10 protein-coding genes and 1 other RNA gene are annotated in these 12,877 nt (G+C 54.4%); 1 reads left to right on the forward strand and 10 read right to left on the reverse strand.

Annotated features, from left to right (window positions below; genetic code table 11):
- Positions 1-2 precede the first annotated feature (2 nt).
- Complete coding sequence (locus tag NYE24_RS11595) at positions 3-1,442, reverse strand: PLP-dependent aminotransferase family protein (protein ID WP_036690265.1); 1,440 nt, start codon at positions 1,440-1,442, stop codon at positions 3-5.
- A gap of 96 nt (positions 1,443-1,538) precedes the next feature.
- On the opposite strand from NYE24_RS11595, the gene NYE24_RS11600 reads away from it, so the two are divergent.
- Positions 1,539-2,753, forward strand: a complete 1,215-nt coding sequence (locus NYE24_RS11600) for a PLP-dependent aminotransferase family protein (RefSeq protein WP_342478720.1) — start codon at positions 1,539-1,541, stop codon at positions 2,751-2,753.
- A gap of 108 nt (positions 2,754-2,861) precedes the next feature.
- Here NYE24_RS11600 and rnpB read toward each other — a convergent pair.
- From rnpB to glyQ, 9 genes are all read right to left on the reverse strand, one after another.
- An RNA gene (gene rnpB / locus NYE24_RS11605) (RNase P RNA component class A) lies at positions 2,862-3,279 on the reverse strand.
- Between the two features lie 63 nt (positions 3,280-3,342).
- Entirely contained in the window at positions 3,343-4,458 is a 1,116-nt protein-coding gene (locus NYE24_RS11610; protein ID WP_341026381.1) for a Nif3-like dinuclear metal center hexameric protein, read from the reverse strand.
- The gene (locus NYE24_RS11615) at positions 4,434-5,213 is read right to left on the reverse strand and encodes a class I SAM-dependent methyltransferase (RefSeq protein WP_076154228.1); all 780 of its coding nucleotides are present in this window, start codon (positions 5,211-5,213) and stop codon (positions 4,434-4,436) included. The genes NYE24_RS11610 and NYE24_RS11615 overlap by 25 nt, the downstream gene beginning before the upstream one ends.
- Positions 5,210-6,034 (reverse strand): hypothetical protein, encoded by an 825-nt coding sequence (locus NYE24_RS11620; RefSeq protein WP_342478721.1) that lies wholly within the window; start codon positions 6,032-6,034, stop codon positions 5,210-5,212. The genes NYE24_RS11615 and NYE24_RS11620 overlap by 4 nt, the downstream gene beginning before the upstream one ends.
- A 139-nt stretch (positions 6,035-6,173) precedes the next feature.
- Complete coding sequence (rpoD, locus tag NYE24_RS11625) at positions 6,174-7,307, reverse strand: RNA polymerase sigma factor RpoD (RefSeq protein WP_036690273.1); 1,134 nt, start codon at positions 7,305-7,307, stop codon at positions 6,174-6,176.
- 40 nt (positions 7,308-7,347) lie between these two features.
- Complete coding sequence (gene dnaG / locus NYE24_RS11630) at positions 7,348-9,168, reverse strand: DNA primase (RefSeq protein ID WP_036690274.1); 1,821 nt, start codon at positions 9,166-9,168, stop codon at positions 7,348-7,350.
- A 40-nt stretch (positions 9,169-9,208) separates the two neighbouring features.
- The gene (locus tag NYE24_RS11635; RefSeq protein WP_342478722.1) at positions 9,209-9,697 is read right to left on the reverse strand and encodes a YaiI/YqxD family protein; all 489 of its coding nucleotides are present in this window, start codon (positions 9,695-9,697) and stop codon (positions 9,209-9,211) included.
- A 167-nt stretch (positions 9,698-9,864) separates the two neighbouring features.
- On the reverse strand, positions 9,865-11,946 hold the full coding sequence (gene glyS, locus NYE24_RS11640; RefSeq protein ID WP_036690278.1) for a glycine--tRNA ligase subunit beta: 2,082 nt from the start codon (positions 11,944-11,946) through the stop codon (positions 9,865-9,867).
- Entirely contained in the window at positions 11,939-12,826 is an 888-nt protein-coding gene (gene glyQ, locus NYE24_RS11645) for a glycine--tRNA ligase subunit alpha (RefSeq protein WP_036690280.1), read from the reverse strand. The genes glyS and glyQ overlap by 8 nt, the downstream gene beginning before the upstream one ends.
- Positions 12,827-12,877 lie beyond the last annotated feature (51 nt).

Below are 12,877 nucleotides of genomic sequence, written 5' to 3' on the forward strand. Positions count from 1 at the left end.
TGCTAAGAGTGCAGATGCCGTTCCAACAGCAGCAGGAACTTGCGGAGTCCGCGCTCCATCCCCTCCTGCGTCAGCTGCGAATAGCTTAAGCGGATATGCCTGGAGGGTATATCCCCGGCATAGCAGACATCGCCCGGCAGGAAGGAGATCCCTTCCTGCTCGGCGAGAGTGTGGAGCTCCTCAATTGCAGGGGATTCCGGCAGCTGCAGCCACAGATTCAGCCCTCCCCCCGGCAGTTGCCAGGTTACCCCGGCCGGAGCATACTGCTTCAGCAGCCTCGCTGCCGCCTCCTGGCGGACACGCAGCGCTGACCGCAGCTTCGCTGCGTACTCGTCATACTGGCGCTCGATGAAGGGCAGTACAGCCCGCTGGGTCAGCAGCGGACTGCCCAGATCACTGGCCGACTTGGCGGCGATCAGCCGGGAGAGGATATTGCCCTGAGCGGCGACACAGGCGATCCGGCAGCCGGGGGCGAGAACTTTGCTGAAGCTCTTCATGTAGACTACATGTCCGGCGGTATCCAGCGATTTAATGGACGCCGGGGGCGGCTGATGGAAGTACAGGTCACTGAACGGATCATCCTCCACAATGAGACAGCGGTAGCTGCGGGCAAGCTCCAGCAGGCGCTGTCTTCTTGGCATGCTCATGGTGACCCCGCTCGGATTCTGGAAGGTCGGATTGGTATAGATGAGCTTAGGCGGCCTCCGGTCACACATTGCGGTAAGCCGGTCCACCCGCATTCCGTCCCCGTCCATCGGAACGAAGATCATCTCAGCCCCCCGCCCTGCAAAAACATCTATCGCCCCAGTATAGCTGGGTGCCTCCAGATACACCGTATCCCCCGGACCGACAAAGGTCCGGGCGACCAGATCGATCCCCTGCTGTGCGCCGCTTGTGATCATCAAATCACTGGCGCCCAGCTGGATTCCCCGGCTCTGCAGGTGCCTGCGCATCACCTCGCGCAGCTCCGGGTCTCCTTGAAAATTACCGTAGGTGGCCATCAGCTCAGGCTGCTCCTTCACAAGTGTTGCCATGGTCGTGCCAATAGGTCCCAGTGGGAGCAAACTGCTGTGGATGGAGGCCAGATGAAAGGGATAGTCCACCTCTGAATAATCGAAATTACGCCATAGCTGGGCCCTTGGCAGATAGTCATCATAGCCGTCCTGCCACCCCGACCCCGCCTCTGCCACTTGCCTGCTTCGGTCCCGTTCTGCTACATAACAGCCCTTGCCCTGGCTGCACAGAATATGTCCGCGCAGCTCCAGGTCAGCATAAGCCTTGCTTACCGTTACCTGGCTTACATTCAAGGAGGAAGACAGACCTCTAACGGACGGCAGCTGTGTGCCCGGCTGGAGCAGACCCGAGGTGATCCGCTGTGCGATCGTCTCACTAATCTGCCGGGGCAGCGATTTGTCTCCGCTGCGGAGTAAATCAATATGCATGGTCTGCCGCCTCCTAACTGTTATATTTACCGCTTTACTGTTATACCGCTATACCGTTATGATACTACAAAATTCAGAATAGCAGGGAGCATGAATATGAAGATCAACTATGCGGATATGACGAACCACCTGGGGTCCTCCGCAGTCCGCGATATCCTTAAGATCACACAGGGTAAGGACATCATCTCGCTTGCCGGCGGGCTGCCTGCCGAAGAGCTGTTTCCGGCAGAAGCAATCCGGGAGGCTTACAGCCGCGTTCTGAGCGGCGACAGCTCTGCGCTGCAATATGGACTGACAGAAGGCTATTTTCCGCTGCGTGAACAGATTGCCGCCAGACTGGGGCAACAGGGCATCCCTGTCTCCACCGAGGAAATGATCCTCACTACCGGCTCCCAGCAGGCCATAGATTTGCTATGCAGAATTCTGCTTGATCCGGGAGACACCGTACTTGTAGAGGCACCGACCTATCTGGCCGCCTTGCAGGTACTGGGCTCGTACCGTGCAGACATCCATGTTGTAAAGAGCGATGAGGACGGGCTGCTGCCAGAGCATCTCGAAGAGCAGCTTCGAGTGCACCGCCCTAAGCTGTTATACGCCGTTCCCACCTTCAACAATCCTTCAGGCGCAACCTGGAGCAGGGCACGCCGTGAGCAAGTGGTGGAGCTATGCCGGAAATACGGCGTGCTGATACTGGAGGATAATCCTTACGGAGAGATTAGGTTCGATGAATCCCCAGAAGCCTACCCTAAGGCCCTCGCAGCCATCGACAGGAATCAGGGCGGGGATACCTGCGTGGTCTATACAGGTACTTTCTCCAAGATCGTAGCTCCGGGACTGCGGACAGGCTGGATCGTTGGCCCCGCCGGGCTGGTCACAATGATCGCCAGAGCCAAGCAAGCCGCCGATTTGCACTCCAGCACCATCGATCAGCGCGCCCTGCATGAGCTGCTGCTGTCCTTCGACCTTGAAGCCCATATCCGGCTGGTCTCCCGGGAATACAAGTCACGGATGAAGCTGCTCTCGGCAGAGCTGGCTTCGCAAAGCTGGCAGGACACATCCTTCCTGGAGCCGCGCGGCGGCATGTTCCTGTGGCTGAGCCTGCCGGCCCGGATTCATACCGCCGAGCTGCTGCCGCTGGCCGTGGAGCAAGGGGTTGCCTTCGTTCCGGGCGAAGTTTTCTATTCGGAGCAGCCCATGAAGAACACGATGCGCCTGAATTTCACCCATACCCGGCCGGAACTGCTACCGCTCGCGGTGCAGCGTTTGACCACCGCGCTGTCCCGGTATGAGGAGCGTGTGTTGTCTCTATAATTCAGTTCACCTCTACGTTTTCATACAAAAAGGCGGCCCCCCTCAGGAGGCCGCCGTCTTATTATGCAGAAATTGTGATTACTGTAATGTCTTATTAAAGTTGTCAGTTAGGAAAGTTTGCCGTAAGCCGGGTTCTGTGCTCGTTGTGGTTCAGACGGGAACTACCCTCCCACCATAAGCGACAATCATCTATCTAGGCCATACATTACTGCACAGCTCCAGCGACCAACCTAGACACGCCTCAGGCGAAGGCTGCGGCTTCCGGTTAGGGAAGCGGCTGCGTCTCATTAGGTCTTGCTCCAGATGGGGTTTACCAGGAACGAAGTCACCAGCGTTCCTCGGGGTCTCTTACACCTCGGTTCCATCCTTGCCTGTGCCGCCCGAAAGCGGCCATCGGCGGTCCATTTCTGTGGCACTATCCTTCAGCTCGCGCCGACTGGACGTTATCCAGCACCCTGCCTTGTGGAGCCCGGACTTTCCTCCCGCATGCGCTCTCACGCATACCGGCGATTGTCTGTCAAACTTTCCGAAACAACATTGTATATTATACAGATATGCCGCCTAGTGCACAAGTGCAAATAATGACGGCCTACAGGAATATAAAAGGCTCGGTATCCGGCTGCGAGGCATGCACTGCCGTGCCGTACTTGTGCTCCGTCAGCTTGCCGGCGAGATACTCCGCTACCTTCACCTTCATGATCTTCTCCGCATTATGGCCCGGATCGATCAAGGCGATTCCTGCGAGGTGCGCATCCTGTGCCGTATGGTAATCGATATCGCCGGTCACCAGCACATCCGCTCCCTTGAAGATAGCGCTGCTGTAATACTTGGCACCGGACCCGCCCATGACTGCCGCCTTGCGGATCTTGCGGTCCAGATCTCCAACCACCCGCACGCTCTCCACATCCAGCCCGCGTTTGACTGTCTCGATGAATTCGCCAAGCGTCACCTGCTCCTTCAGCTTCCCCACTCTTCCAAGTCCAAGGCTGCGTCCCTTGAGGTCCATGGAATACAGGTCATAAGCCACCTCTTCATACGGGTGAGCCTTCAGCATGGCCTGTACCACCTTGTTACGGATCGTATGGGGCACAATTGTCTCGATGCGGACTTCTTCAGCCCGCTCCAGCTTGCCTGGCGTGCCAATGTACGGGGCCGTGCCCTCCTGCGGAATGAAGGTGCCATAGCCTTCAATATTGAAGCTGCAATGGCTGTAATTGCCGATCCAGCCTGCTCCGGCGTTCAGAATGGCATCCAGCACCTTCTGGTGATGATCCTTCGGCACGAATACAACCAGCTTGGACAGCTGCTCGGTATGAATATCCTTGATCGGTGCACCATTCTCAATACCCAGCGCATCAGCCATCCAGTCGTTCATTCCACCTTCGGCCACATCCAGATTCGTATGGCTGATGTACACGGCAATGTCGTTTTTGATCAGCTTCTCATATAAGCGGCCTGCCGGGGTATCCGTCAGGATCCCTTTGATCGGCCGGAAAATCACCGCATGATGGGCAATAATCAGATTACAGCCCTTGGTAATCGCCTCATCCACAATGCTCTCATTGACATCCAGTGCCACCAGCACCCCGGTGATTTCCTTCTGGAGACTGCCGACCTGAAGACCGACATTATCCCATTCCTCAGCCAGATGCTTTGGGGCAAGCTGCTCCATATATCCAATTACGGTCTGTCCTTTGGCAAACATTCCAGCACCTCCGCAATCCGTTTAATCTGAAGCTTGATTCTGCTGCTCTTCTCCTCAGCCGCCCCCAGCTCCGAACGTGCAAGTGAGGCCAGGATGCTCTCCAGCTTGGAGATTTCACCCTGCCATTTAGCAGCGAACACTTCATTTGGCGCTTGCAGCAGCAACGGTCCCATCTCGAGCAGCAGCGCCTGATCAAGAGCCATCTTCCCTCCGGCAAGCAGACGTTCGCTGTACAGCTCTTCATTCGTCCCCGCCGCTTCAGCACCCTCAGGGACAGCGGTCAGGATTTCATAGATTTTGCCGTCTTCCTCCAAAATATGCTCCGAGACCAGCACCCAGCCGCTCCGCAGCAGCCAGCGGCGCAGAATATCCTCGCCTACATTGGGCTGTAACGCGAGCGTCTTCACCCCTGCCAGCTTGCCAACCTTCTGCCCGCGTTCCAGAATGGCCGCGATCAGCGAGCCGCCCATTCCTGCAATGGTAATACAGTCCGCTTCCCCCGGCTCCAGCACCTCCAGCCCGTCTCCGCGCCGTACCGCGATCTTTGCACCGAGTCCTGCTTCCGCAACACCACGAAGCGCCGCTTCATAGGGTCCCGGATTTACTTCTCCGGCAATAGCCGAAGGCACACGGCCGCTCTTCACAGCGGCAACTGGCAGCAGAGCATGATCTGAGCCGATATCGGCAAGTCTGCTGCCCGCAGGGACCTGCTCCAGCAGCAGCTGAAGCCGGTCTGATAATTTTACGTTGTTCATGAGGCCACCCACGTTATCCATTTTTTTCTGAAGAGGAACAGCAGCGCAAGGCCCACTGCAATCTTCAGTATTATTATAAGCGAGGTCCATTCCGGGAATCCTCCTCTGAGCCATAGCGCGTCCACCTCCGGCATCAGCCAGAGAGCCACACCAGCCCCAAGGTACACCCCTGAGACCCCGCTAACCTTGTGATACATCAACCAGCTCATCCAGATCATAAGCACACACAGCGGAAGCCAGAGCAGCTCCAGCTCCAGCAGAGAGGCGTCCGGCCGGACATGTCCGAAGAAGCCTGCATAGAGCAGAGCCCAGAAGGCATATCCGCAGAAATGAAGCAGTCCGATACGCAGAAAAAAACCAAGCACACACCACAGCAGCCCGCAGGCCGCAATCAGCAGCGGTGTCCAAAAATCAGCATCCAGCTTATGCAGCTCAATCAGCCATAATCCGAATCCCAACGTTAAAATGCTGCCGATCCCCGCCAGCATCAGACTGATTGTCTTGTTGCGGTTCAGGTAAATCGCTGAATATCCATAACAAATAATTAGGACGCTGAGCGCTGTAGCAAGTTGCAAAGGCCAGGGAAAAACGCTAAAATAAAGACTAATCAAGAAAATCAAGGAAATAATTCCAAAACCAAACAGCCAAATTTTGATGCTTCCCTGCTGGAGATTCCGTAACGATACCGGATTGCTGTCCTCCGTCTCTGCCTGATCATCATACAGGTTGGTCAGGAAGTCACAGTATTGCTCCGGCAGAAGCTTGCTTCTTCTCCAATATTGAATTTCTCTTAATATAGTATCACGTTTCTCCAGGCTCAACCGGCATCCCTCTTTCCAGAACTTGCCTTCACTTCATTACAAGCTCCCGCACATGTCGGGGCTACAGCATTGGTGAATCCCCTTGACAACATAATAGGACCTCCTGCCACCGTGCAGCAGAAGGTCCCGGTTGTAAGGTCTATTCGAGGAAATCCTTCAGCCGCTTACTGCGGCTAGGATGGCGCAGCTTACGAAGCGCTTTGGCTTCGATCTGGCGAATCCGCTCGCGGGTTACGCCGAACACCTTGCCCACTTCCTCAAGGGTTCTCGTCCGTCCGTCATCCAGTCCGAAGCGCAGGCGGAGCACATTCTCTTCACGCTCAGTCAGCGTGTCCAGCACATCCTCCAGCTGTTCCTTCAGCAGCTCATACGCCGCTGCATCGGCAGGCGCCAGCGCCTCCTGGTCCTCAATGAAATCTCCCAGATGCGAATCATCTTCCTCACCGATTGGTGTTTCCAGCGATACCGGTTCCTGGGCAATCTTCATGATCTCTCTAACCTTCTCAACGGTAAGCTCCATCTCCGCTGCAATCTCTTCCGGCGATGGCTCGCGTCCCAGCTCCTGCAGCAATTGGCGGGAGACCCGGATCAGCTTGTTGATGGTTTCAACCATATGCACCGGAATACGGATTGTACGCGCCTGGTCGGCAATCGCACGCGTAATCGCCTGACGAATCCACCAGGTCGCATAGGTACTGAACTTGAAGCCCTTATTATGGTCAAACTTCTCAACTGCCTTGATCAGACCCATGTTGCCTTCCTGAATCAGATCCAGGAACAGCATGCCGCGTCCGACATAACGCTTGGCGATACTGACCACGAGCCGCAGGTTCGCTTCTGCCAGTCTCCGCTTCGCTTCCTCATCACCATTCTTGATTCGCATCGCCAGTTCCACTTCATCGTCAGCCGATAACAGCGGCACGCGGCCGATTTCCTTCAAGTACATCCGGACGGGGTCGTTAATCTTGATACCCGGAGGCAGCGACAGATCATCGTCAAAGCTGAAGTCGTCACCTTCTTTGTCCTCATTGTCTTCGCTTGGACGAAGGCTGTTCACCTCTTCATCGTTCTCATTGACAACCTCGATCCCCAGATCGCTCAGCTGCTCGTAGAATTCCTCCATCTGCTCGGGGTCCTGATCGAATGGCGACAATTTCTCCATGATATCTTTGTAATTAAGTGATGATCTTTTCTTCCCGTGATCAATAAGCTGATCCTTAACCTGATCCAGAGTAAATTCCGCTTCCAGTTCAGTGTGCTGATCGTTCGCCATAATTCGACTCCCTCCTCCCTAGGTACATCCTGTCAACAGCTCATTGTCTCTCTAGGGCTAAAATTTCACTTGCTATTTGTGCTGCACGCAAAAAGTCACCGGATTTCTCCGCCTGAATCATCTCTTCACGCTTGGGTTCAATTTTGCGCTGCAGAGGATACTTCCGCACTTCACGAATACAATCGTCCAGAACCTGCGTATTCCAGTCCGGAGGGGTATCCATCATGGAGATGGCCGTTGCGGTCTTCTCCAGACGGTCGTCCTGAAGCGATGATAGAAACCGGCTGATGCCGGGTGGTTTGCCTTGCGCATAATAAGCATATAGATAAGCGGCGATTGCCGCATGATCATCAATATTGAACTCTTCCCCGAGCCGTTCACCCACATAGGCCGCTGCTTCCGGGTCTTGAATCATTAAGGATAACAGGCGCCGTTCCGCAACATGGTAAGCAGGCAGCAACGTAGGTGTCTGCACTTGCCCTTTTTTATGCCTACCATTATTCCACCTATTGTCGTTATTATCCCCTTCGGGGTTGTTTTTTTGCATGGAGGCACGAAGTAAATTGCAATCCTGCTTCAGACTGTCATAGGACAGCTCAAGCTCGGAGGCGATTTCCCGCAAGTATACCTCCCGCTCCGTTGAAGAAGGGAGCCCGGCGATAATCTCCAGAGCCTCCTTGACATAGGCAATTTTGCCGTCTTCCTCTAGGAGTATATGGTTTTTTTTCAGATATATAAGCTTAAATTTGATGGAAGACACAGCAGAGTCAATCACCTGTTCCCTGAATCTGTCCCCGCCATGCCGGGAGATGAATTCATCCGGGTCGAGGCCGCTTGGAAGCAGTGCTACTTTGACCCGCAGTCCGCTGGCTTCCAGGATAGGAATGGCCTTAAGGGCGGCAGCTTGTCCAGCCTTATCTCCATCATAGGCAAGCACGATCTCATCTCCAAGGCTCTTCATCAGGGCCACATGACCCTCAGTGAGCGAGGTTCCCATCGTGGCTACCCCGTTCTGTACACCTGCCTCCCACGCCGAAATGACATCACCGTATCCCTCGAACAGGACGATTTGCCGCGTTTTGCGGATGGATGCTTTGGACTGGTGCAGATTGTACAGAATACGGCTTTTGTTGAATAACCGGCTCTCGGGAGAGTTCAAATACTTCGGCTGCCCCTCCCCGAGAATGCGTCCGGCGAAGGCGATCGTCTTACCCATGCGGTTCGCAATCGGAAAAATAACCCGGCCGCGGAAGCGGTCCAGATATCCTTTGCCTTCCCCTCTGGCAGACAATAGTCCGCCCTTCTCCATCTCGGCGAGATCGAAGCTGCGCTTCTCCAGAAACTGCAGCAGCGTATCCCAGCGGTCCGGCGCGTAGCCGATCTGGAACTGGTCAATCATTTTGTCGCTGAACCCCCGGGTTCTTAAGTAATCCATGGCGGCAGTGCCGTATTCCGTGTTCTTCAGCAAAAAATGATAAAACTTCGCCGATAATTCATACGCCTGAATCAGCCGGTCCCGCTCAGGATCGGGGGCAGCCAGCGCCCCGCCTCTCCCCTCAGGAACAGGGATATCACTCTCTTCCGCCATGATTCTGACTGCTTCGGGGAAGGATAATCCTTCGATTTCCATCCTGAATTTGATGGCATTTCCGCCCATACCGCAGCCAAAACAATGAAAGACTCCCCGGTCAGGGGTTACAGTGAAGGAAGGGGACTTCTCCGAATGGAACGGGCAGAGGCCCCATAAATATTTACCCTGCTTGGACAAATGGACAACCTTGCTGACTGTATCGACAATATCATGCCGCGCCAGCACGTTCTCGATAACCTCTTCGGGAATAGGACCATGTCCGCTAGCCACATTAGCCACCTTCATCTCTTATACAGTTAAATATAATTCGCTATAGCTGGACATTCTCCTGCAAAATTGTTAAAAGTTTTGTCAGTTTATGTTGAAAAAGATTTTTTTCCTCTGCGGTAATCGCTTTGGGACCCTTGGAATAGTTCCCGCGCCTGCGTTCAACCGCCTTGGCATGCCTGCTCTCCAGCATAAAATCCATGGTAGAATTCTCATATTCCTGGCCCCGGTTCGAAAGAGCAAGGCAGCGTTTGCCCAGCGCCAGCGCCGCCAGTCCATAATCCTGCGTAATTACGACATCTCCTGCAGAAATATGATTGGCGATATAGAGGTCGGCACTGTCTGCCCCGCGGTCCACCTGAACCACCGTAACGCCTTCTTCCGCCCGCAGCACATGATCATAGGAAGAGACCATCAGCACCGGAAGCCCGAACCTGCGCGCCACGGTAATAATCTCCTGCTTAACCGGACAAGCATCACCGTCCACAACAATCTTCCTTAGCCGGGAAATTCCCAAGTTCAGCCTCACCAAATTCCTGTGTAATATATATTACGCTCCCTATGGTCAAAAATCCTTCTTTCGTAAAGCATAAATACGGAACGAATGTCAACTACGCATTGGCACCGTTCCGTATATTTATACCCTAAACCCTCGATCTATACCATAAAATCGCAAACATTACTTAAAAGCTGCCTGAACTACCACACCAGCTTGCCGAAATCAGCAAACAACTTGGAGTCGGTATGAATGCCAGCCAGCAGCGCCAGACGGGTCGAGCGGACGGCTTCGTCTTCGGCCATAACCATTACAGAATCGAAGAATCCGGTAACTGCTGCTTCAAGTCCCGACAGAATCTGCAGGGCTTCAGCAGCATGTCTGGAAGCAAGGGCAGTGCGGTAAGGCTCATGAATACTCTGCCAAGTCGCATACAGCTTCTGTTCCGCTTCTTCCTTAAGCAGGGCCGGGTCGATAATTACACCTTCCGGAGCTTTGGCGGCCAGATTGCTGACACGGGTCAGTGAATCCACAGTGGTTTTGAAATCAGCCAGATCGGTTACAGCATTCATCAAAGCCAGACTTCTGCTTACTACATCAACGATATCATCGAAGCCTGCCGCAAGCGCTGCATCCACAACATCATAGCGTACATTGTTGTCGGCTAACAGACGTTTGACACGCAGACCGAAGAACTCATACAGGGTTATACGCAGTTCAGGGGTGAAATGTTTCTCTGCACGGGAACTTCCATGTACTTCCAGTGCCGCTGCAAAAATCTCCTTCAGGCTTAGGCTCAGCTGATGCTCCAGCACGATCTGGACAATGCCTGCCGCCTGACGGCGCAGAGCATACGGGTCCTGGGAGCCGGTTGGAATAATTCCGATGGAGAAGCAGCCGACAATCGTATCGATTTTATCAGCAAGGCTGACTACAAGACCTGCCTGTGTAGAAGGAACGGCATCTCCGGCGAAGCGCGGCTGATAGTGCTCGAAGACCGCTTTGGACACCTGCTCTGTTTCCCCGGCCTTACGGGCATAATCCTCACCCATCGTGCCTTGCAGTTCAGGGAATTCCCCTACCATCTGGGTCACCAGATCGAATTTGCAAATATCCGCTGTACGGCTCACTTCCGCAGCTGCCTCTGAAGACAGCTCAAGCTTCACAGCCAAGCGGTCAGCGATGGCACGGATACGGCGCACTTTGTCCCCTACACTGCCCAGCTCTTCATGGTAGACGATATTCTCCAGCTTGGCCAGAGCATCGTTAATCTGTAGCTTCTGGTCTTCTTCATAAAAGAATTTGGCATCCGACAAGCGGGCGCGCAGCACCTTCTCGTTCCCCTTGGCGATGACATCCAGCGATACCGCGTTCCCGTTACGTACCGTTACGAAGAACGGCAACAGCTTGCCGTCTTCACCAAACACCGGGAAGTAACGCTGATGCTCACGCATCGAGGTGATCAGCACCTCCTGCGGAATATTCAGGAAGGCCGGATCAAAGGTACCGAACAGCACAGTCGGCGTCTCTACCAGGAACAGGACCTCTTCCAGCAGATCCTCCTTGATCGCAATCTTCCAGTTCTTCTCTTCCGCAAGCTTATGAATACCGCTTAGAATCAGTTCTTCGCGCTCCTTCACATCCACCAGCACATGCTGGCTGCGCAGGGCTTCAACGTATGCAGCAGGCTCCGTAATCACAGCCTCTTCACCAAGGAAACGGTGGCCACGGCTCACATTGCCAGCCTTGACTCCGGTAATCGAAAGGTCAATGATCTCTTGGCCAAAGAGAGCCACCATCCAGCGGATCGGACGCACGAACTTGAAATCATAAGCGCCCCAACGCATATTTTTCGGGAAGGTCATGCTGCTGACAATGCCAGCCAAGCCTTCAGAGAGAAGTGAGGCTGTCTCAATGCCGGTGCTGCTCTTGGTCACATAGATGTATTCAACTCCTGCCAGTTCCTTGAACGTGAATTGCTCCGGCGTGGCTCCTTGACTGCGGGCAAAGCCCAGTGCAGCCTTGCTCCATTCGCCGCTGGCATCCAGTGCGATTTTGCGTGACGGTCCTTTAACCTCTTCGCTTACATCCTCCTGCCGCTCAGCGGCATCCTTCACCAGTACGGCAAGGCGGCGCGGTGTTGCATATGCACTGACGCCCTGATGACTGATCCGCGAGGCCTCCAGCCATTTCGCCGTTCTGTCCTTCAGTTGCTCCATCGCCGCCCGGATAAAGCGTGCAGGGATTTCCTCCAGACCGATCTCGAACAGAATATCCTTAGACATGGTCAGCACCTTCTTTCTTCAGCAGCGGGAAGCCCAGCTTCTCGCGTTCCTCCAGATATGTCGCCGCTACGGTGCGGGCCAAGTTGCGTACTCTCGTAATGAAGCCTGTGCGTTCCGTTACGCTGATCGCGCCGCGCGCATCCAGCAGGTTGAAGGTATGCGAGCATTTCAGCACGTAATCATACGCCGGGAAGACGAGGTGATTCTCCATTGCTCTGCGGGCTTCCTCTTCGTAGGTGTTGAACAAGCTGAACAGCATTTTGACATCCGAGACTTCAAAGGTATACGTGGAATGCTCGACCTCCGGCTGATGGAAAACATCTCCGTACGTCATGCCGTCTACCCATTCCAGGTCAAATACATTCTCCTTATCCTGAATATAAGAGGCCAGACGCTCCATCCCGTAGGTAATCTCCACCGCTACCGGACTTGCTTCAATTCCGCCAACCTGCTGGAAGTAGGTGAATTGGGTAATTTCCATACCGTCCAGCCACACTTCCCACCCGAGACCCGCACAGCCCAGGGACGGATTCTCCCAGTTATCTTCGACAAACCGCACATCATGCAGCAGGGGATCTACGCCAAGTGCCTTCAAGCTGTCCAGGTACAGCTCCTGAATATTGTCCGGGGACGGCTTGATGATGACCTGGAACTGGTGATGCTGATACAGGCGGTTCGGGTTCTCCCCGTAGCGGCCGTCAGACGGGCGCCGTGAAGGCTCCACATAAGCAACCTTCCACGGCTCCGGGCCCAGGGAACGCAAAAAAGTCATAGGGTTCATCGTGCCCGCCCCTTTTTCCGTATCATACGGCTGGACGAGAATACAATTCTGGGCTGCCCAGAACTGCTGCAGGGTCAGAATCATCTGCTGAAAGTTCATAACTACCGGCTCCTTCGCTTTACAAGTGTGTACTGCCTCTTGCTTATGACT

It is taken from the genome of Paenibacillus sp. FSL H7-0350, assembly GCF_038593195.1.
Classification (GTDB): Bacteria; Bacillota; Bacilli; order Paenibacillales; family Paenibacillaceae; genus Paenibacillus_AQ.